The 22,175-nt window shown below is 30.7% G+C and carries 20 protein-coding genes; 14 read left to right on the top strand and 6 right to left on the bottom strand.

Translation table 11 applies throughout. The features are described 5' to 3' along the window. The first annotated feature begins 217 nt into the window (after positions 1-217). From typA to C1S72_RS04615, 8 genes are all read left to right on the top strand, one after another. The gene (typA, locus tag C1S72_RS04650; RefSeq protein ID WP_104734482.1) at positions 218-2,017 is read left to right on the top strand and encodes a translational GTPase TypA; all 1,800 of its coding nucleotides are present in this window, start codon (positions 218-220) and stop codon (positions 2,015-2,017) included. 3 nt (positions 2,018-2,020) lie between these two features. Further along, entirely contained in the window at positions 2,021-2,248 is a 228-nt protein-coding gene (locus C1S72_RS04645) for a uroporphyrinogen decarboxylase (RefSeq protein ID WP_104734481.1), read from the top strand. A 29-nt stretch (positions 2,249-2,277) separates the two neighbouring features. Continuing rightward, positions 2,278-2,484, top strand: coding sequence for a hypothetical protein (locus C1S72_RS04640; RefSeq protein ID WP_104734480.1), 207 nt, complete (start codon positions 2,278-2,280; stop codon positions 2,482-2,484). Continuing rightward, on the top strand, positions 2,474-3,853 hold the full coding sequence (locus C1S72_RS04635; RefSeq protein ID WP_104734479.1) for a nodulation protein NoeA: 1,380 nt from the start codon (positions 2,474-2,476) through the stop codon (positions 3,851-3,853). The genes C1S72_RS04640 and C1S72_RS04635 overlap by 11 nt, the downstream gene beginning before the upstream one ends. A gap of 2 nt (positions 3,854-3,855) precedes the next feature. Next, positions 3,856-5,355, top strand: a complete 1,500-nt coding sequence (locus C1S72_RS04630) for an alkaline phosphatase family protein (RefSeq protein ID WP_104734478.1) — start codon at positions 3,856-3,858, stop codon at positions 5,353-5,355. A gap of 150 nt (positions 5,356-5,505) precedes the next feature. Next, a complete protein-coding gene (locus C1S72_RS04625; RefSeq protein ID WP_121495516.1) occupies positions 5,506-6,378 on the top strand; it encodes a GNAT family N-acetyltransferase in 873 nt (290 codons plus the stop codon). Then, on the top strand, positions 6,375-7,475 hold the full coding sequence (locus tag C1S72_RS04620; protein WP_104734476.1) for a DegT/DnrJ/EryC1/StrS family aminotransferase: 1,101 nt from the start codon (positions 6,375-6,377) through the stop codon (positions 7,473-7,475). The genes C1S72_RS04625 and C1S72_RS04620 overlap by 4 nt, the downstream gene beginning before the upstream one ends. Then, on the top strand, positions 7,476-8,786 hold the full coding sequence (locus tag C1S72_RS04615) for an O-antigen translocase (protein ID WP_104734475.1): 1,311 nt from the start codon (positions 7,476-7,478) through the stop codon (positions 8,784-8,786). It begins immediately after the preceding gene. Here C1S72_RS04615 and C1S72_RS04610 read toward each other — a convergent pair. Continuing rightward, the gene (locus tag C1S72_RS04610; RefSeq protein ID WP_104734474.1) at positions 8,783-9,934 is read right to left on the bottom strand and encodes a glycosyltransferase; all 1,152 of its coding nucleotides are present in this window, start codon (positions 9,932-9,934) and stop codon (positions 8,783-8,785) included. The two genes, C1S72_RS04615 and C1S72_RS04610, sit on opposite strands and share 4 nt — an antisense overlap. A gap of 39 nt (positions 9,935-9,973) precedes the next feature. Here C1S72_RS04610 and C1S72_RS04605 point away from each other — a divergent pair, with 39 nt between their 5' ends. Beyond that, a complete protein-coding gene (locus C1S72_RS04605; RefSeq protein WP_104734473.1) occupies positions 9,974-10,798 on the top strand; it encodes a glycosyltransferase family A protein in 825 nt (274 codons plus the stop codon). Beyond that, positions 10,799-11,203 carry a sugar 3,4-ketoisomerase gene (locus tag C1S72_RS04600; protein ID WP_104734472.1) on the top strand — a complete coding sequence of 135 codons (405 nt, stop codon included), beginning with the start codon at positions 10,799-10,801 and terminating at the stop codon, positions 11,201-11,203. Here C1S72_RS04600 and C1S72_RS04595 read toward each other — a convergent pair. Together C1S72_RS04595 and C1S72_RS04590 are read right to left on the bottom strand one after the other, a co-directional pair. Next, positions 11,200-12,120, bottom strand: a complete 921-nt coding sequence (locus C1S72_RS04595) for a glycosyltransferase family 2 protein (RefSeq protein ID WP_104734471.1) — start codon at positions 12,118-12,120, stop codon at positions 11,200-11,202. The two genes, C1S72_RS04600 and C1S72_RS04595, sit on opposite strands and share 4 nt — an antisense overlap. Further along, positions 12,113-13,009: a glycosyltransferase family 2 protein gene (locus C1S72_RS04590; protein ID WP_104734470.1), complete on the bottom strand. Its 897-nt coding sequence runs from the start codon at positions 13,007-13,009 to the stop codon at positions 12,113-12,115. Before C1S72_RS04590 ends, C1S72_RS04595 begins: the two co-directional genes overlap by 8 nt. A gap of 105 nt (positions 13,010-13,114) precedes the next feature. Between C1S72_RS04590 and C1S72_RS04585 the strand changes: the two genes are divergently transcribed. The 3 genes from C1S72_RS04585 to C1S72_RS04575 all read left to right on the top strand — a co-directional run bounded on the left by C1S72_RS04585 (position 13,115) and on the right by C1S72_RS04575 (position 16,161). Then, the gene (locus tag C1S72_RS04585) at positions 13,115-14,701 is read left to right on the top strand and encodes a right-handed parallel beta-helix repeat-containing protein (protein ID WP_104734469.1); all 1,587 of its coding nucleotides are present in this window, start codon (positions 13,115-13,117) and stop codon (positions 14,699-14,701) included. Between the two features lie 67 nt (positions 14,702-14,768). Continuing rightward, positions 14,769-15,224, top strand: coding sequence for a hypothetical protein (locus C1S72_RS04580; RefSeq protein ID WP_104734468.1), 456 nt, complete (start codon positions 14,769-14,771; stop codon positions 15,222-15,224). After that, positions 15,217-16,161: a hypothetical protein gene (locus tag C1S72_RS04575; RefSeq protein WP_104734467.1), complete on the top strand. Its 945-nt coding sequence runs from the start codon at positions 15,217-15,219 to the stop codon at positions 16,159-16,161. Before C1S72_RS04580 ends, C1S72_RS04575 begins: the two co-directional genes overlap by 8 nt. A gap of 2 nt (positions 16,162-16,163) precedes the next feature. On the opposite strand, the gene C1S72_RS04570 is transcribed toward C1S72_RS04575, so the two are convergent. Genes C1S72_RS04570 through C1S72_RS04560 form a run of 3 tightly spaced genes read right to left on the bottom strand, consistent with a single transcriptional unit; the run spans position 16,164 to position 18,912 of the window. Further along, a complete protein-coding gene (locus tag C1S72_RS04570; protein WP_104734466.1) occupies positions 16,164-16,844 on the bottom strand; it encodes a cell division ATP-binding protein FtsE in 681 nt (226 codons plus the stop codon). A 2-nt stretch (positions 16,845-16,846) separates the two neighbouring features. Next, positions 16,847-18,187 (bottom strand): glycosyltransferase family protein, encoded by a 1,341-nt coding sequence (locus C1S72_RS04565; RefSeq protein ID WP_104734465.1) that lies wholly within the window; start codon positions 18,185-18,187, stop codon positions 16,847-16,849. After that, entirely contained in the window at positions 18,184-18,912 is a 729-nt protein-coding gene (locus C1S72_RS04560; RefSeq protein ID WP_104734464.1) for a glycosyltransferase, read from the bottom strand. Before C1S72_RS04560 ends, C1S72_RS04565 begins: the two co-directional genes overlap by 4 nt. 190 nt (positions 18,913-19,102) lie before the next feature. Here C1S72_RS04560 and C1S72_RS04555 point away from each other — a divergent pair, with 190 nt between their 5' ends. Beyond that, positions 19,103-22,126 carry a tetratricopeptide repeat protein gene (locus C1S72_RS04555; protein WP_104734463.1) on the top strand — a complete coding sequence of 1,008 codons (3,024 nt, stop codon included), beginning with the start codon at positions 19,103-19,105 and terminating at the stop codon, positions 22,124-22,126. Positions 22,127-22,175 lie beyond the last annotated feature (49 nt).

Below are 22,175 nucleotides of genomic sequence, written 5' to 3'. Positions count from 1 at the left end.
TTTTTACATTTTTAAGGGTTAAACATGTAATTTAACATGAGTAAAGCGCCTTTGGTGGTTATGAAGTTGGTTAGTAATGGCTATTTACTAATAATACTTTAACGAAAGATAATTATAAATCGTATCTGTAATATTGATTGTAACATATAATTAACTATAATTTATAATAGTTGTTAAAATATAACGTACCTTTGCGCGCTTAAAATAGGGCATTATTATGGCTACAATTAAAAACATTGCAATTATTGCACACGTTGACCACGGTAAAACAACTTTGGTTGATAAGATCATGTATCACTGTCAGTTATTTCGTGATAACGAGAACACTGGAGATCTCATTCTTGATAACAACGATTTAGAGCGTGAAAGAGGTATTACAATTACTTCTAAAAACGTATCTGTTATTTATAAAGACACTAAAATAAATATTATAGATACACCTGGTCACGCCGATTTTGGTGGTGAAGTAGAACGTGTTTTAAATATGGCTGATGGTGTGCTGTTATTGGTTGATGCCTTTGAAGGTCCTATGCCACAAACGCGTTTTGTATTACAAAAAGCTATTGATTTAGGATTAAAACCATGTGTGGTTATTAATAAAGTTGATAAGGAAAATTGCACACCAGATGAAGTACATGAAAAAGTATTTGACTTAATGTTTGAATTGGGTGCTGAAGAGTGGCAATTAGATTTTCCAACGGTTTATGGGTCTGCAAAGAACAACTGGATGAGTGACGACTGGAAGAATGAAACTGATAATATTGAGCCGTTACTAGATATGGTTATCGAGCATATTCCAGAGCCAAAAATTGAAGAAGGGACAACGCAAATGTTGATTACATCTTTAGATTTTTCTTCGTTTACGGGTCGTATTGCAATTGGTCGTTTAACACGTGGAGAATTAAAGGTTAATCAAAATATTTCTTTGGTAAAACGCGATGGAAGTATTGTAAAATCTAAAATTAAAGAATTACATACATTTGAAGGTTTAGGTCGTAAGAAAGTTGAAGAGGTTAAAGCTGGAGATATTTGTGCCATTGTAGGTTTAGAAGGATTTGAAATTGGCGATACGGTTGCTGATTGGGAAAATCCAGAAGGTCTAAAAACCATAGCCATTGATGAGCCAACTATGAGTATGTTATTTACTATTAACGATTCGCCTTTCTTTGGAAAAGATGGTAAATATGTTACCTCAAGACACATAAAAGAACGTTTGACTAAAGAACTTGAAAAGAATTTAGCCTTACGTGTTGAAGAGACTGATAGTGCTGATAAATTTATGGTTTTTGGTCGTGGTGTATTGCATTTATCTGTTTTAATTGAAACGATGCGTCGTGAAGGATATGAATTGCAAATTGGTCAACCACAAGTAATCATTAAGGAAATTGATGGTGTAAAATGTGAACCTGTTGAAGAAATGACAATTGATTTGCCTGAAACAGTTTCTGGTAAGGCTATTGAAATGGTTACTATGCGTAAAGGTGAAATGTTAAGTATGGAAGCTAAAGGTGAGCGTATGGTTTGCCAGTTTATAGTACCTTCAAGAGGTATTATTGGTTTACGTAATCAATTATTAACAGCTACTGCTGGTGAGGCTATTATGGCACACCGTTTTAAAGAATATCAGCCTCTAAAAGGTGGTATTCCAGAACGTCAAAATGGATCGTTAGTTTCTATGGAAAAAGGACAAGCTATTCCGTATTCAATTGATAAATTACAAGATCGTGGAAAGTTTTTCGTTGATCCAGGCGAAGATATCTATGAAGGTCAGGTAATTGGAGAAAATTCTCGTGGAGATGATATGGTTGTTAATGTGACTAAAACTAAAAAATTAAGTAACGTGCGTTCATCAGGTGCTGATGATAAGGCTAAAATTGTTCCTGCTATCAAGTTTTCATTAGAAGAAGCGTTAGAATATATCCAGAAAGACGAATATGTTGAGGTAACACCTAAACATTTACGATTACGTAAAATTCTATTGACGGAAGTTGAACGTAAGCGTAATAAAAGTATATAAATTATGGAGTTGATTACTGTAACAGATTGGGTTGGTTATGCTGCCATGGCTACAGTTTTAATTTCATTCTTAATGAAAAAAGTAAACAACTTACGAATGGTAAATTCTGTAGGTTGTTTACTTTTTGTGATTTATGGCTTTATGCTTAATCCCTTGTCTTATCCCATTGTTATTACCAATACAGCCATATTCTTGATAAACATATATTACTTGGTGTTAAAGAAAAGGTAGAGTTCATTATATTTACAAAAAGTTTGAATATGCATTTTCTATATTTCGATCCAAGTATTGGTGCTATGATTGTGCAAGCGGTCGTTGCAGCTGTGGCAGGAGTTGTTTTGTTTTCGAAAAGTTTTATGTTTAAAATCAAATCATTTTTGGGTCTTGTTAAAAACGACGATGACTTATTTGATGATATTGACGTTAAAGATTCTGACATAGAAAACAACAAAGCAGGTGACAAGTAATAAAAGGCATCCATCTTCATTTAGAGATCCATCTGGATACGTTTTTAAAGACCAAAATGTTTTTAAGCGTGTTATTAACCCAATATACTTTCGTCAATATAGAAGTTTAAAAGATTCAGGTTTCTTTAAAAAATTATTTCAGAATAAGTTATTGATTTCACATACTGAAGATCAATCTAACGATGCTGAAATAGTAATAGTACCTGAACAGATCCCTTTTATCACCTATCCTTACGAATGGAGTTTTTTGCAATATAAAGAAGCTGCATTACTTACTTTAAAAATCCAAAAATATGCTTTAGAGCATGGCTATTCATTAAAAGATGCATCGGCTTTCAATGTGACGTTTCATAATAGCCAAGCCATTTTTATAGACACCTTATCATTTGATTTTTATACTGAAGGTCAACCTTGGCGTGCTTACAAGCAATTTATAGCACACTTTTTGGGCCCATTACTGCTCGCACAATATCATGGTACACAATCTCTAAAGCTATTATCAAGTTTTATAGACGGTATGCCAATGAAGCAGTTAGCATCCATGTTACCATTTAAAACAAAATTAAACCCGTTTTTGTATTCAAATGTGCACCTACTAGCAAAATTTGAAGAGAATTATAATGACGACTACGAGGGAAACATTAAGCAAACCAAACTTTCTAAAAAAGCGCAACTAAATATTATTAAATCGCTTTACGATTTCATAAAAAAAATGTCCTTAAAAGAACAATCTGAATGGGGCGACTATTATAGTAAAACCAATTATTCAGATACGGCTTTTAAAACAAAATCTGAAGTTATAAATACATGGGTGAATTCAATTAAACCTAAAACCTTAATTGATATTGGTGGCAACGATGGTACTTTTGTTAGACTTCTAAATCATGAATTAGAACAAGCTTTGGTCTGTGATATTGATAATAATGCCGTTGATTATAATTACAAAATTACTAAAACAAATAACGAAGCCTATATGTTGCCTTTTGTTTTAGATATTTTAAACCCATCGGCAAATATTGGGTTTAACAATAAAGAAAGAACGTCTTTTCTAAATCGTATTGAAGAATATGCTCCAGATATTACTTTAGCGTTGGCAGTTATTCATCATATGACGCTTTCAGGAAATGTGACCTTTGACATGTCTGCTGAATTCTTTGCCAATTTTTCTAGAAATTTAATAATTGAATTTCCAAAACCAGACGATTCTTGGGCATTACGTTTACTAAATACCAAAGGAGAATTCAGAAATCATTTTGATTTTTATAACGAAGAAAATTTTGAGAAAGCCTATTTGAAGAAGTTTGATTTGGTAGAAAAAATAGACATACCGAATTCTAAACGGGTTATGTATTCTTTTAAAAGAAAATAGCAATGAGTAATCTGCGTGATAGAATTATAGCATTCATAAACAGTGATGAGGACAAACCACTAATTGCTGCTATAGCTGCTGGATTGTACCCCTTATTGTATTATTATAATAACAATTTGACTTTGCTAAACTCTTCAGAACAAATTGTATTTTTTATAATATACTTCTTAATTATTCCCATTGGCGTATTTAAGCTTATGGGATTTTTGATTTCAAGAGTTTCCTATTTCAAGAGCATTGAAGTATATGCAACACCTGTTTTTAACTTAATGTGGTTTGCTTATTTATTGGTTTTAATTACGAAAGGGTTTCATATTAAGTTTATGCTGCTGGCACTGGCATTAGGTTTTGTACTTGGAGTTGTCCTAAAAAAGCATTTTAATAAAATAATTGCTTTGCAAATATTAATGGCTGTTTTGGTTTTAATTCCTTTAATGAAATACATTTTTTTTGATATCGAGACACCTAAAGAATGGATTAATCAACCTGATAATATTGAAAATGTAGAATTCAAGAAGAAACCGAACATTTATATTATTCAACCTGATGGCTATGTTAACTTTTCTGAAATAGATAAGGGTTATTACAACTATGATAATTCAGATTTCAAAGGATATCTTTTAAATAATAATTTTGAATTATTTGATAATTATAGGAGCAATTATTATTCAACATTAAGTTCTAATAGTTCGCTGTTTGCAATGAAGCATCATTATTATAATTTTCCAAATAATAAAATTAGAGAGGTTTATAATGCAAGAGATGTGATTGCTGGAGATAATCCTGTGGTTGATATTCTAAAGCAGAATAAATATAAGACTCACTTATTAATGGAAAAATCATATTTATTGACTAATAGACCAGAAATGCAATATGATTATTGTAACATAGATTATAATGAGTTTACATATTTCTCTAGAGGATTTCATGTAACAAAAGATGTACGCGAGAATTTAGAATCATTGTTTCCTCTTGAAAATGATTCTCATAATTTTTTCTTTATTGAGCAATTGTTGCCTGGTCATATAACCAATAGTTCTAATCCAGGAGACGTAGCTGATTTTGAACGGGATAAGTATTTTAGTAAGCTTGAGATGGCTAATGTTTGGTTAAAGGATATTATCAACTTTATAATTGATAATGATCCAAATAGCTTGATAGTCATAACCGCAGATCATGGTGGGTTTGTTGGTATGCATACAACTATAGAGTCTCATGAAAAACAGACAAATAGAGATTTAATTTACTCTATTTTTTCTTCACAATTAGCAATTAGATGGTCAAATGACACTCCTCATTTTGAAAAAGAAATTAAAACGCCAGTAAACTTATTTAGGTTTCTATTCTCTTATTTAAGCGACAATGAGATGTATTTAGAAAACCTTCAAGCAGATAAAAGCTATATTCCTATTAATAGAAAAGCTGCTTTTGGTGTTTACGAATATATCAACGATAAAGGAGAAATTACTTTTAATCGAGTTTCAAAAAAAACAGCCCAATAGAGTAAATTATAATTAGTATTTTCATCTCAAATTTAAACCAATTTAGAAATTAAGTATTTAGTAAAACCATATCATCCAAAATATAAATCTCATTGGGACGCCTTTATTGGTAGTGCAAAAAATGCTACTTTTTTATTCAATAGAGATTTTATGGAATACCATCAAGATCGATTTGAAGATGCCTCACTATTAATATTTAAAAATGATGAAGTTGTAGCTCTTTTACCTGCTAACAAAGTTGATAATATGGTTTATTCACATCAAGGTCTTACCTATGGCGGATTGGTTGTAAGTGAAAAATTGAAATTTCATACTATTTTAGAATGTTTTAAGGAGGTTTTGAAATACTATTCAGAAAAAGGTTTTAATATCCTTCAAGTTAAAACGTTACCTGCTATATATAGTAAGCAACCAAGTGATGACATGTTGTATTTAATGCATATTTTGGATGCTAAATTAATAAGAAGAGACATGCTCTCGGTTTTAAATCAGTCAAACCCAATAAAATATTCAAAAGACAGAAAGGATGGTGTCAAACGCGCAAAGAAAGCACATTTAATTATTAAATCAGATGATGATTTTGATAATTTTTGGAATGAAATATTAATTCCAAACCTGCAAAAAAAACATGGTGTTAATCCCGTTCATAGCTTGGATGAAATTAAATTACTTAAAAAGCGTTTTCCAAAAAACATCATGCAGTTTAATGTTTATGACCAGCAAAAAATTATTGCTGGGACAACTATCTTTATTACTGAAAAAGTTGTCCATTCGCAATACATTTCTGCCGATGAAACAAAGAATAAAACAGGGAGTTTAGATTTTTTGCATGACTATTTATTGAAAGAAGTTTTTACAGAGAAAACATATTTTGATTTTGGTATTTCAAATGAAAATAATGGCTTCAAAGTTAATTCTGGATTACAATATTGGAAAGAAGGTTTTGGTGCGAGAGCCATAGTTCAGGATTTTTATCAATTACCAATTGAAAATTACAAGCGGTTAGATGCTGTTTTGATATGATTAAATTTTTAGATCTAAAGAAAATAAACGAACGTTTTGATAAGGCTTTTCAAGAGCGATTTAAGCAGTTTTTAAATTCCGGACAATATATTCTCGGTAATGAATTAAATACTTTTGAGAATGACTATGCGAAATATTGCGGTACTGATTATTGCCTAGGAGTCAGTAATGGGCTAGACGCCTTAATATTGATTTTTAGAGCATATATTAAATTAGGTATTTTAAAAATAGGTGATGAGGTGCTAGTTCCTGCAAATACTTATATAGCTAGTATTTTGGCTGTTGTTCATGCTGGACTGAAGCCAGTTTTTGTAGAGCCTGATGAAAAGACTTTTAACATATCAGCTAAAGAATTAAATAAGCATATTTCCAAAAATACTAAAGCTATTTTAGTAGTTCATTTGTATGGGCAATTAGCGGAAATGGATGAAATCAATCTTTTGGCAAAAAAACAAAATTTACTAGTAATTGAGGACGCTGCGCAAGCTCATGGAGCTATTAATAGTAAAGGAAATAGAGCAGGAAACTTGGCTGATGCTGGAGCATTTAGCTTTTATCCGAGTAAAAATTTAGGTGCGCTTGGTGATGCTGGTGCGGTAACTACTAATGATGTTCAATTGGCTGAAACTATTAAGGAGTTACGAAATTATGGCTCCACTGAAAAGTACGTGCATACAAGTCTGGGCTTTAATAACCGTTTAGATGATATTCAGGCTGCCATGCTATCAGTTAAACTTCCTTCATTGGATAATGACAATAGCAGAAGACGTGAGGTTGCTAAAAAATATTTAAGTGAAATTAAAAATAGTAAGATACAACTGCCTTTTTATGACTTAAGCAGGAATCATGTTTTCCATGTCTTTGTCGTTAGGGTAGAAGATAGAGACGCATTTGTCTCTTTTTTGGAGAAGAATGATGTACAATACCTAATTCATTATCCTAAACCAGCTCATAGACAATTAGCCCTAGCGGAATACAGTAATCTGAAATTGCCAGTAACAGATGCCATACATGAACAGGTAGTCAGTATTCCAATGAGCCCAGTTATGACTGATTCAGAGGTCTCTCAAATTGTTAACCTACTAAATTCTTATTAATTGAAACGATTACTTAATTATATAAATAATAATGTTTTAATCAAGGTTGCTTCATTGAATTCTGCTTCAGTAGCAACGAGAATTATAGCAGGATTTTTAACTTCAAAAGCCATTGCCCTTTTTGTTGGAGCAGAAGGAATGGCCTTAATAGGAAATCTACGGAACTTTTTAAGTTCAGTTCAAACAGTCTCCATATTGGGTTTTTATAATGGTATCGTAAAATATGTGGCTGAATTTAAGGAGAATACTATTGAATTGAGTAAAACCCTTTCTACTATTTTTTATCTAGGCTTTTTTTCTACCATATTAGTGTCTTTTACCTGTTACTTTGGAGCAGATTATATTAATGATTATGTGTTTTCCTATTACAATGATTACGCTTATGTTATTAGAATTCTCGCGATAGCTTTGCCGTTTTACGCATTGAATATGTTTACGTTTGGTATTCTCAATGGGTTTTCTAAATATAAAATTTTAATCATAATTAACATTATTGGACAGATTTTAGGTCTTTCTATTACCATTTTGTTAATATATAAAGAGCGTATTGATGGTGCATTAATTTCGGTAGCTATTTCAGAATCCTTGATTTTTTTAATCACACTAGTAGGTGTTGCCAATAGAAGAAGTTTGGCGCCATTAGTCAAAGTAAAGAACATTAGTTTTAGTTATGTCAAAAAATTGAGTTCATATTCCATGATGGCTATTTTTTCAGCTATTTTATTACCTATAGTTGCCATATTTATAAGGAATTATATTACTGATTCGGTTGGAATACGAGAAGCTGGTTTTTGGGAAACTATGAACAGGATTTCAAAGTATTATTTGATGTTCGTATCTTCATTATTGACACTTTATATATTACCTCGTTTATCTGAAATAGATAATGTAAAAGAATTTAGAAATGAAGTTTTTAATTTTTACAAAACCATTATTCCCATTTTTGGATTAGGATTATTGGTTATATATCTTTTTAGAAAATATATAATCCTTTTAATTTTTTCTGAAGAATTTTTACCCGTACAGGATTTGTTTTTATGGCAGCTTTTAGGTGATTTTGTTAAAGTGCTATCCATAGTTATTGCTTATCAGTTTTTGGCTAAAAAAATGTTTTGGCATTATATCATTACCGAAGCATTTTCTGTGATCATTCTGTATTTTACGAGTATTTATTTTATTGATATTTATGGAACAAAAGGAGCCAATATTGCGCACTTTGTGACATATGTTGCTTATTATGGGTTAATACTTTTAATATTCAGTTCATCATTGTTTGGTGTATTACCAGATGAACCTGATTTAGAGAATTAAATTGTTGAATGATTTTGCCAAATTTCTAGATAACGTTTTGCGATGTTCAAGTAGTTATGCTCTCTCTCAATAAAGGCTCTAGCATTTTCGGAGATTTCAATAATTTTTTCTGGATTTTCAATAAGCCATGACAATTTGTTGGCAATTTGGTTGGAATTAGGTAAAGCATTAATAGCAACAGTATCTTCCTTCAAACCATAATAATCTAACCATTCTTGTTCAGCACCTGTAAAAACCACTTTGCCTTTAGCCATAGCTTCTAAAGCGTTGTAGCCTTGATCATAAGCATAGACTTGATCTAGAATAATATGTGCCTTATTATATGATTGGATGTATTCATCATATGGAAGGTTTTCTGTTTTTATAATGCTTACCTTATTATCATACTTTTTAGATATTATTTCTAAAGCTTCATCAAAAAAATTGCTTCCTTTTTTTAAGTAGTTTGCCCTATTAATACCCATGAAAATTATGATTCTATCTTCAATTTTAGGTTTAATAAAGCTAATCTTAATAATATTGATAGGGTTTGGTATCAGACATAAATACTGCTTATTATTAAGAAGTGGTAAATGATAATCTAAATCAGAAGCAATGACACCTCTGGTATTCCTATATATAAAATGATGTAGCTTACCATAAGGTTTTGTTATGTATTTTAGAGAATATTCAAATTTAGCTTTCAAACTTTTATTTTCTAAAAAAGGGTTAAGTATTGAATATTTTAAGTTGTTATTTAAGTAATAATTAATCGAAATAAAATCATCTCCACATGATAATAAAAAGACATTTTTATTTTGGCTAAATAGACGTTTTAATAATGGGATTTGTAACTTTGGATGAAGAAAAAAGGCATCTTCATTAATCAATTGAACAATATCGAATCCACAAAGTTTCGGTAGATTCCTTTTTATATTCAAGTATATCTCAATTTCAGCGATATCAAATCTAGTAAGTTTATGAATTAGTTTTCTCATTAAAGTAGCTGCTTTTGTCTTGAATAATGTGCTGCTAATATTAATGTCAACAGGGTATTTTTTAAACTGATCGCCACTGCCTATTATTTTAACATCATGACCTAGTTCAATTAGGCCTTCTTTTAAAGAATTATGTAATCGGCTAAATTCACCAACCAAAAGTATTCGCATGCTTATTTTAATATCTTTGTTTCAAAGATAATTGTTTAAATGGATAATAAAACGGGAACGGAAGTTACATTAGAAATTCTTGTGTCAACTATGAATAGGAATTCACTGGATTTTCTAGCCCCCATGTTCATAAACAATAATATTTTTGACTTAAATATTTTAGTAGTTAATCAAACTTCAAAAGACTGTCTTTTAATATCTGACTCACCAAATATTCGTGTAATAAATTCCTTTGAAACTGGGTTGAGTAAGAGTAGAAATTTAGCTATTGAAAATACTATTGGATCTATTTGTCTTTTAGCAGATGATGATGCGGTTTACATTGAACAGTTCACTGAAAAAATACTTCATGCTTTTAAAAACAATCAGAATTGTGATGTTATTACGTTTAAAACTCTAACGACCGAAGGTAAACCCTATTGGAATTACCCAAACAAAGTTGTTAATGTTAAGTCGTTTTATAGAAAAATTCTGTCAATTGAAATTGCTTTTAAAACACAATCAATTAAAGAAAATAATCTGAAATTCAATGAGCAATTTGGATTAGGAAGTACCTTTCAAGATGGTGAGAATGTGTTTTTCTTTAATGAAATATTTAGAAGAAATTTAGAATCAAAGTTTGTTCCTGAATTTATTGTAGAGCACAAGCCCTACAGTTCAAGTGATAATGTAACATCAGACAATTATTTTTTTGCAAGAAGCGCTATGTATTATAAATCATATGGTATACTTGCTTATTTTTATATTATCAAACTAGTTTTTTCATTAATAAGAAAAGGATTAATTCCATTGAGTGAGGTAATCCCAAAGATAAAAACAGCAATTGAAGGTATCAAAAAATATAAAGAGTTAAATAAAAAATAGATGAGTAAAATAAGTGATATATTATTAGTAAATATTCCTAAAATCCATGACCCTAGGGGAAGTTTAGCTGTTATTGAAAAAGATGTTTTGCCTTTTGATATTAAACGTGTTTATTATTTGTATGAGGTACCAAGTGATGCCTATCGAGGCGGTCACGCACATAAAAAATTAATTCAAGTTCTAATACCATTAAGCGGAAGTTTTGATGTAGTTCTAGATGATGGAAAAGACCGAACAAAAGTCACTTTGAATAAACCTAATAAAGGGTTGCTTATTCCAACAGAAATTTGGAGAGAATTAGAGAATTTTTCATCTGGATCTGTTTGTTTAGTGCTGGCTTCTGATGAATTTGAGGAAACTGATTATATAAGGGACTATAAAGAATTCCTTGCCCAGAAAAACTAATAATAGTTCTTTTCTTTATTAAATAAATTATAGAAATAAATTAAGGGTTTAAGCATTGTTGGAGGTAATGAAATGACAAATTTTTGCTTAATATTAATATGTTTTGGCTCTATAATATTTTTTAGTGCGTTGCTGTTTTTTCTATCACTCAATAATTTATATTTAATTATAGAAGAATAGATGTTCTTATTCAGAAATGCTTTGGATTGAGGTTGTTTATTTGATTGCTTTATATATTTTTTAAAATCTATGGATTTATAAGTTGTTTTGTTGGTTTTTGATAAGCCACTGCCAGTAAAATGATGTGTGGCTAATGGTTTATTTACGAAAACAACGTTGTATTTAAACCCACTCCTTATCCAATAATCTGTATCTTCATTCGTTTTTAGTGATTCATCAAAATATCCAATATTTTCAACAGCCTTTTTACTAAAAACACTATTTGCGCAATGTAAAATAGAATGCCCAATACTAGCTGTAAAATAGCTTAATATACCTGTTTCGTTTTGTTTTAGGTTGAAATGCTTATAAGTTGCTGGATAAACCCTTTTTGACGTCATGATCTTTAAAGCAGTTGCAAATATATGTTCGTTAGGGTAAGAAATAATAAGTCCGTTTATAGTTTCTAAAAATATTTCTTCCCAAAAATCATCAGCATCCAAAAAAGCTATATAATTTCCTTGAGCTTTTTTAATTCCAAAATTTCTAGCAGCAGATACGCCTTGGTTTTTGGTTGTAAATAATTTAACTCTGGCGTCAGTGAATTTTTCAACAACTTCAAAACTATTATCTGTTGAGCCATCGTTCACGATAATGATTTCAAAATCAGAGAACGTTTGATTTAAAACCCTATTTAAAGTTTTAGCAATATATTTAGCTTTGTTGTAGAGTGGTATGACAATAGAAAATTTAGGCATTATCTTTTTGGTTTAATCTACAAAAGTAACCTAGTCTGTATATATCAAATAATATTAAATTGGGTGACTTACTTAACAGTTTCTTTTCTATTACATTATTAAATTTTAGTGTTATTGTTCCAAGAAAATATGCTAAACCAATAGCCTTAAGCTTATTAAACACTTTCAACAATTTTGTTTCAGATGAAGAAATTTTGTTTTCCTTTACCAGATAATACAAGGTATCTATTGCTTTTTTAGTTTTAGATAAGAATAATTTATTGTTTTCAATTCCAAAATGGATTACAGGATTCTCTATATGAACAACATTCGTTTTGTTTTTTTTTAATAACGTACTAAAGAGAATATCCAATCCATATTTGTTCTCTGTTAATTCAGAATTAGTTTTCAGAAAGACATCTTTTTTTATAGCCAAAGCTCCTGAAATTATAGATTGATAAGGCCTGTTTTTTCTGTATTTTAAAGGCTGTTGTTCCCTGTTTCGGCCATAATGCCATCGTAGTATTTTGATTGCTTCTGGACTTGTTTTTTGATAAGTAATACCGCCAAAAATGATGTCGGTGTCATTTTCTATGTTTGAAACTATTTTTTTTATGAAGGTATTGTCTTTTGGCATCACATCAGCATCCAAAAATAGCAACCAATCATATTTAGCGTTTTGAGCTAAAATTTGTCTCGTAGCTGTGCGTCCAACATTCTTTTCGCTTATTATAAATTCTGCGCTTTCAAGTGTGTTTATTTTTTGGTTTTCAGTGTTAAGATTTGAGTTTGAACCGTCATCCATACAAGATAATTCAAAATTAATTCCCAACTCTAAAGATTGTGTTACAAGTTTTTCAGCTAGTGGATAAGCATTATAATTGTATGTAGGTATTAAAATGGAAAGCATAGATTTTTATCAATGAATTCAAAACTAAACAATAAATCACATTTTTTTTTAATAATAACAACTTTAAAATTATCATGATGGTATGGTAATTGTAAATTTGCTATCATGAAATCAATTTTAGCAGCTATTAGTTTTTGTTTTATTGTGTTCCAATTACAGGCACAAAAGGCCTTCCATGTATTTCCTAAAGATCATCCAACTATTAAAGGCTCAAAACTGGGTGATGGTAGCTTAAAGAACCCTTGGGATTTACAAACAGCACTTAACCAAAAAAGTGAAGTCGTGAATGGTGGTGATACTATTTGGTTGCATGGAGGTATTTATTCGGGTAGGTTTACAAGTAAGCTGCAAAGTACAATACCAAATAAAAATATTATTGTTACTTCATACAAAGGTGAATGGGCAATTATAAACGGAAATGTTCCTGGGCCTAATGTTGCTACTTTAAGTGTCGTAGGCAAAAATGTAACATACAGAGATTTTGAAATTTCACCAATTAATTTAAAAGTTAGAGATGAAAAAGTAGCAGGTTTTCGCCCATTTGGAGGCGTAAGTCATAATAGTGGAAAAAATTGTAAGTTCATTAACCTTATTATTCATGGAAATAATGGTTTGGGATTTGGGTCATGGAACAAAACAGGAGGAACCATAATTTCTAATTGCATTGTTTATGATAATGGGTATGTAGGTAAAAGCATTAAAGGTCTAGGTGAGGGGTTTTATGTTCAAAATGATAGTGATACTGAAATAAGGGTTTTAAAAAATAATATCATTTTCAATAACTATTATAAAGGTATTGAAGTCTGGTCTGCCAATAAAAAAGCGAATAGGGAATATGTTAAAAACATAACTTTAGACAATAATGTAATTTTTAATAGTGGTTTGGTTTCAGGACGGACAGTTGATAATATTATTGTTGCAACCAATGATAGAAATGGTATTAACATAGCTAAAAATATAACGGTAACAAATAACATACTTTACCATAATACCAATTATTTGCAAAATGAAGTTAATGGAGATGCACCATCACTAACAATAGGCTACTACAAAAATGCACCAGTAGAAAATATCTTCATTAAGAATAATTTAATATTAGGAAGAAATAATCCGTTTAGATTGCTTCACGCCAAATCTGTTTCAATATCCAATAATGTTTTTTATGGAGGTTATATTCACCTGCTATCTCAAACAGCAAATAACCTTAATCCCATTAGCTTAAACAATAATACTTACTACACAAAAAACAAAACTCCATTTAGAGTTGATAAAGAAAAATATATGTTTTCTAAATGGCAATCTGTATTTAAACAAGATAGTGAGAGTAGTCATGATAGCCTTGAAGAGTTTGATTTGCCATCGGTTTTAGATATTTCAAAAAATGATTATAAAGACCACAGTTATAGAGTTGTTTTATTTAGCAAAAATGAAAATGATATTATAGTTGATTTTAGTAACTATGATATTGCTGAAAACTCTAATTATGTTATTCGCGATGTGGAAAATTTAGATGTAGAATTAAAAACAGGAACTGTAAAAAACGACTCTAAAATAGTATTTCCAATGAAGCTTGAAAGAAATGAAAACAGATCTTTAAACAATTTTGGGGTTTATATTATTGAATTTAAACCGCAGTTATTGATTGAAGCAAAAGAGGGTTTTTTTAATCGTTTATTTAAATGGTTGTTTTAGTTTTTATAGGTAGGCACATTTAGTTTTGTTAATATTCATTACTTTAGACACGTTATGATTATCTAGCATGAAATTTTATAAAAACTTTGTTGTTTTTTGGACTGTTATTTATTTGGCTATTGCTTTTATTGGCAGATTTACAACGTATCATAAAGAAGTTTTTCCTTTTTTTAGATGGTCCTTATATTCGAAAACACCAAATAAAGTCGAATTTCCATTTGTTATGGTAACCAAAATAGGTGATTCACTGATTCCACCAACTAATATATTAGATTTAAGCTATATTCATCATGTTTCAGCTCTGGATATGAATTTGAATGTAATTAACTTTTACAAGGCAGTATCCAATAATTTGAATGAATCAGAGTTGGATCATACCAATTTTTTAAGAATTCTTCCCTCGGGAAGTAACTTTGAACTTTTTGTGAAAACGTTAGATTTGAGTAAAAAAGAATATTTAAAAACAGAAAAAACCACAAAGGTTTGTAACATTATAGATAACAAGATTATAGATTTTGATTGAGTTCTTAAAAGATCATTATTTTTGGAAATATAACTTTGGTAAATTCCCAATTTTCAATAAGCCAGTTGATAAGCTATACAGCGATATACAAATCATAGTTAAGTTCTCTTATGTCTTGTTTTTGGTATTAATTCTAGATAATGTGTTTAATATTAGGGAATTGGAATCGGCTGAACGAATTAACCCGTTGTGGCCTTTAGAAGTATTTAAAGGTGTTTCATCAGTTTACCTTGCTTTATATTTTAAATTAAGTCTATTGCTTTCGTTTGTTTTGCTTTGTTTTAAGAATAACAATCTCTTTTTAAAGATTTTTGCTTTTATCAATTTCTTTTTATTTGTAGCATTTACTAATTCATTTGGTAAAATAAACCATGGCTTATATTTGCCGCTCATGTATTTGTTTGGGATAATTTTCATGCCAAATAGTAATAAAGCACATTACAAAGAAAAAACCATTTTAATGTTTGCCTCTATGCAATTTTTTTTGTTGCTAACATATTCGTTAACTGGTTTTTGGAAAGTATTCTGGGGCGTTATTGAATGTTTTAATGGTCAGGTAAGCCTGTTTTCACCACTATCCATGAGAAATGTTATTATTTTGCAAAACCAATTAATTGAACCAACAGTAGTTGGATCGTGGCTTGTAGAAAATTATTGGATTGCTTGGTTTTTATATTTGGGAGCTGTTTATATTGAATTGTTTTCAATACTAATATTTTTTAGAGCAAATCTTCATAAAATTTGGGGCGTGCTATTGTTGTTTCTGCATGCAGGAATAGCATTGGCATTAGATGTCTCAATGTATGGTGCTATTATTTGCATTGGATTATTTTTGATAATGTCACCTTTTAACTACAGGACTAATTTCAGGAAAACCATTACTAGCTTACCAATAATACATGAATTGATTAAACTAGCTCATAGTAAGAGTAAGTAGAATTAGTTTTTTTTCTGCACCACTTCATAAACTTGATTATCGTCGCATTTAAGTGTTTTACTAGGATATTTTAATAATAGAGCATAATCATGGGTAGCCATTAAAATGGTATTGCCATTTTTGTTAATATCTTGGAGAACCTCCATGACTTCCACACTTGTCTGTGGATCCAAGTTTCCAGTAGGCTCATCTGCCAGAATTAATTCAGGGTTATTCAATAAAGCTCTTGCGATAGCTACACGCTGTTGTTCTCCTCCAGAGAGCTCATGCGGAAATTTAAAGCCTTTGGTTTTCATCCCTACTTTATTTAAAACTTCTTCTATTCTTGTAGTCATTTCTTTTTTGTCTTTCCAGCCTGTTGCTTTCAATACAAATAATAAATTTTCGTTTACTGTTCTATCCGTTAAAAGTTTAAAATCTTGAAAAACAACACCCAATTTCCGTCTTAAGAACGGAATATCTTTCTCTTTAAGGGTTCTCAAATCAAAATCAACAATGCTGCCTTCGCCTTTGGTTAATGGTAAATCACCATAAAGCGTTTTCATAAAACTACTTTTCCCAGTTCCGGTTTTACCTATTAAATAAACGAAATCACCTTTATTAACTTCAACGTTAATATCAGACAATACCAAACTATCACCTTGAAAAATAGAAGCGTCTTTAAGATAAAGTACTTGCTGCATGTTTATGATTTTGAGTTTTTAAATGAAAATAAATTAGTGATGACAAAGTAAACAATTAATGCGAAATAGGGAAAGCAGAATCGGGAATTTGTACCATAAGCTACCAATGCTTGAGCCAGAGATCCAGATAAGACTATTAACACCATAAATAAGTCGTAGTCTAAAACTCTTAATTTCTGTTTTAAGACAGTCAATATTTTTTTGAAAGCAAATATTAGAAATAGGATATTAATAAGTATTAATAAAGGCTTTTGAATATAATTCCAAAGGCCAACCAATCCTTTTCTAATAACTTTGTATTCAAATTTATCTACATTCCATAAAAGTGTTGAGGTCCCTCCCCAAAAATCTTTCCATGAAATAAAAACTTGTCTTAAATACTGGTCAGGATGTTTTTTAAAAAGGTTTATTGAGATTTCGCCTAATTTATGAGATAAATCTGGAGGAGATAGATTGGTTGCTGTAATAAGCTCATCATAGGCATACCAAACAGTCATAGGATACTGATGGTAAGGTTCGTTTTTTACAACATAATTACGGTGTTTTACAAAAATATCACGTATAACTTGGTGTTCATCAGGTGCTTTTTCAAAAAATGACGTTGCTGTTTGTGCTAGATTGATTCCTAAATAATAACTACTAGTAAAATAACCAATATTATGTTTGTTCAGTGAATTCCAACTGTAAAAATTAATTAAGGGAATGAATAAAATAATAGCCGATTTTAAAAATGCTGACTTGAGATTGACTTTAAAATTCTTAAATACAAAATACAGAATATAGCCTAATGGGAAATATATAAATAGTGGTCTTGTTAGGTATAAAGCACTGAAAATAAGCGATAATATAATTAAATGTTTAATTGAGGTAGTGACATGTAGCAATTTGTACTTTTCAATATACCAAAAAGCCAAAATCATTAAGGTGTAAGTTAAGGATTCAGTTAATATGGCAAATTCATAAAAAACCACAGATAAAAAAGAAGTTGTTATAACTGCTGTTATAAAAGCAATATCCTTGCTTTTTGTTTTTACCCAGCAAAAATCATAAAGTAGATAAGTATTTACAACCCCTAAAATGACTTGGAAAAAAACCACCAGATGTAAATTTTGCCCAGTTAAAGCAATTAAAAATGGAAATCCAGGTGTTCTTTCGCCAGTATAATTGAAAAGATTAAGATTGCCTATATAAGTTGCGAGATTAATATAGTCTTCAGTATCTGGAAAAATAGTGATAGCATTATAGAAAATGAATACCAAAACCCTAACCAAAACGGCATAAATTAGAATGTTCCTTTTAGGATTGGTTAAAAGTGTTTTATATATGTTTTGGAATGTTTTCACTTATAATGGTTGTAGATTTTTATAAAATCAAATGGTAGCTTCAAAATATCTGTATTAGAAATTTTTGATGCACCAATATCTTTCCATTCGAGTAATGGAACTTCATGGATGTTATCTAAACAATACGCTTTACCATATTTTAGTTTAGCACGCAGAATCAATTCTACATCAAAAAGCCATTTGGTTTTAAAAGGTTCAGCAAATAATACTTTTGCTAAATTATAATCAATAATTTTGGCACCACATTGGGTGTCGTAAATCCCTAGCTGCAAAATAAAGGAATCGATAATAGTAGCAACGATTCTCCCAGAAATATGTCTTTTTAAACGTCTATCAATATCGCTTCCAATGCGTTTAATACGTGAACCCATAACAAAAGGTTTTTGCTTGTTTTGTGCATAGTGCAACAGACGCTCTATTTCCTCCAGTGGTGTTGAAAGATCTGCATCCAAATAGCCAACATAGTCGTAAATAGAATTAAGTTTCAAGAACCCATGGCGAATAGCCTCTGCTTTCCCAACATTAGTTTCAAGACGCAGGGAATGAAATCGTTCTGATGTATTAGAAAGGCCATCTAAAATAGATTTAGTATTGTCAGAGCTTCCATCATTAATAAAGTAGAAGCTCATATTAGCATTATGATTATTAAATGCTTCAAATTTAGCGATGTCAATTCTATTAGCTTCATTAAAACATGGAACAATAATTGCGCAAGAAGTATTCATATAAGCGGATCTGAAAGCTAACAGTTACTGTTTGTAAATGTATTGTTTTCTTTAAAATTACGGCAAGTTAGTTTGAGTAATTTTATATGAAGCTCCGATTTTTATAACTCTGTTTATAATTATAAGTTAATTCCAACGTTATGAAATATATATTGATTTATCTTTGATTTTGAATTAAAAGCAAGCATTCATGTTAAGAAGAATAGCCTTATTTTTTATAGTGGTTTTTGGAGTATTTCAAATATCTGTGGCCCAGCAAACCGAAGCTTACACCAATGATTTGGTAGATTACCAAAAAGCACTTTCACTTTATAATAACAATCAGTATTTAGCCGCCCAAACACTTTTTAGAAATATAAAAAAAGATGCTGAAACGGATGCTTTAAAATCAGATTGTGATTATTTTATAGCCAATTGTGCAGTTAGACTCAATCAGCAAAATGCCGACAAATTGATCGAGGATTTTGTTGAAAATTATCCAACAAGTACCAAGCGTAACACTGCTTTTTTAGATGTAGCAGACTATTATTTCGTAAACGGAAAATATGCACACGCCAAAAAATGGTATGACAAAGTGGATGAAAATTCACTGGCTCGCAGTGAACGAGATAAATTCAGTTTTAACAATGGTTATGTAGCCTTTACAACAGGTGATTATAAAACAGCCAAAAAGCATTTGTCCCGATTGGAAACTTCACAAAAGTATGGTTCTCAAGCAAAATATTATATGGGTTTTATGGCTTATCAAGACGATGATTACAATCAAGCCAATGAATACTTTGATCAGGTAAGCGATCAGGAGAAATACAAGGAAAAACTATCATACTATCAAGCCGATTTAAATTTCAAACTTGGAAAGTTTGAAGAAGCCATAAAGCTAGCTAAAGAACGCTTGCCAGATAGTGATCGGAATGAAGTGTCTGAACTCAATAAAATAATTGGAGAAAGTTATTTTAATCTTGAAAAATATGCTGAAGCCATTCCGTACCTTCAAGAATTCAAAGGCAGACGTGGTAAATGGAATAATACTGATTACTATCAATTGGGTTATGCTTATTACAAACAAGGTAACTATGAGGATGCTATTTCAGAATTCAATAAAATAATAGATGGCGATAATGGTGTAGCACAAAATGCCTACTACCATTTAGGTGAAAGCTATGTGAATCTCGATAAAAAACAAGAAGCACTCAATGCTTTTCGGAATGCATCCCAAATGGATTTCGATTTAAAAATTCAAGAAGATGCCTGGCTCAATTATGCTAAAATTAGTTATGAAATAGGAAATCCATATCAATCCGTTCCGCAAGTGTTGACAGATTATTTAGACAAATATCCAGATACAGCATACAAAGAAGAAATTGAAACTTTATTAATTGACTCGTATATCACATCTAAAAATTATAAAGAGGCTTTAGTTTTACTGGAAGGAAAGCGCAACTTTGAAAGCAAGGTAGCATTCCAAAAAGTAGCTTTTTATAGAGGATTGGAATTGTATAACGAAGGTAATTATCAAGAAGCAAGTAAATTGTTCGAGAAATCAATTAAAGAACCTAGAGACGATAATTATACGGCTCGAGCTACATTCTGGAAAGCTGAAACTGATTATAATTTAACCAATTATGAAGATGCCTTAATTGGATTTAAACAATTCAAGCAACAAGTAAGTTCTGGCGGAACACCTGAATATACCAACCTTGAGTACAATTTAGCATATACGTATTTTAAGCAGAAAAATTATGATAAAGCAAGTGAGCATTTTAATTCATTTATCTCTAGTGTAAATGATGATGATATTCGTCTTAATGATGCTTATTTAAGAATGGGAGATGCGCATTTTGTGTCAACTGAATACAATGAGGCCATTCAGGCTTACGACCAAGCCGTTAAGTTGAACAAGATAGATGCTGATTATGCCTATTTTCAAAAAACATTAAGCCAAGGTTATGCTGGTAATTCCAATCAAAAAATTTCAGGTTTGGAAACATTTATTGACAGATTTCCAAAATCTACTTTACGTGATGATGCTATTTATGAGTTGGGAAACTCATATGTAAAAAAAGGCGAATCAGATAAAGCGATTAGGATGTATGATAAACTGAATTCAGAATATCGCATGAGTATTCTGGCACCAAAGGCCCAATTACGTCAAGGTTTGATTCATTATAATGCTCGTGAAAATGAACGTGCTTTAAATAAATTTAAAGCCGTAGCAACCAATTATCCAGGAACACCAGAAGCCAATCAGGCTGTTTCAACTGCACGTTTGATTTATATTGATTTAGGACGTGTAAACGAATATGCGTCTTGGGTAAAGACCTTGGATTATGTAGAGGTAACAGATGCCGATTTGGATAATACAACCTTTGAATCTGCCGAGAAAAAATATATTGAAAATAAAACCGATGATGCCATACGTCAGTTTAATGGCTATTTAAATGACTTTCCTAGAGGTCTTCATGCCTTACAAGCACATTTTTATTTAGCACAATTGTATTTTAAAAAAGACTTGAAATCTAATGCGGCACCGCATTATAAAGCGGTTGTTAATGCCTCTCAAAATGAATTTACCGAAGAAGCATTATCGCGACTTTCACAAATTTATTTAGAAAACAAAAATTGGAATGAAGCGATTCCTGTTCTAAAACGTTTAGAAAATGAAGCAAGTTTCCCGCAGAATGTCATTTTTGCACAATCAAATTTAATGAAAGCTAATTATCAATTAGAAAAATATAATGAAGCTATTTCTTATGCCGAAAAAGTATTGACTAATGTCAGTATAGATAATAAAATAAAGAGTGATGCACACGTCATTATTGCAAGATCATCTATAAAACAAGGCAATGAAACACGTGCCAAGACTGCTTACACTGAAGTTGAAAAAACAGCAACAGGTGAAACTGCTGCTGAAGCCCTGTATTACAATGCCTATTTTAAACACAAAGCAGGAAGTTTTGAAGCGTCCAATACAACGGTTCAGCAATTGGCAAAGGATTATTCAGGGTATAAATATTATAGTGCCAAAGGATTAATTGTTATGGCTAAAAATTATTATGCTTTAGGAGATGCCTTTCAAGCAACCTATATTTTGGAAAGCGTCATTGAAAATTTTCCTGATTTTGATGATGTTGTTGAAGAGGCACAAACGGAACTCAATAAACTAAAAACAGAGCAAGCCAAAACGAACGCATCAGTTCAAAGCGAGGAAGACTAAAATCTGAAGTTTAGAATTGTAAATAATCAAAAAATACATCAAACAAAAA

The organism is Hanstruepera ponticola, from assembly GCF_002940745.1.
Lineage (GTDB): Bacteria > Bacteroidota > Bacteroidia > Flavobacteriales > Flavobacteriaceae > Hanstruepera > Hanstruepera ponticola.
This window is presented reverse-complemented; position numbering and strand designations above follow the sequence as displayed.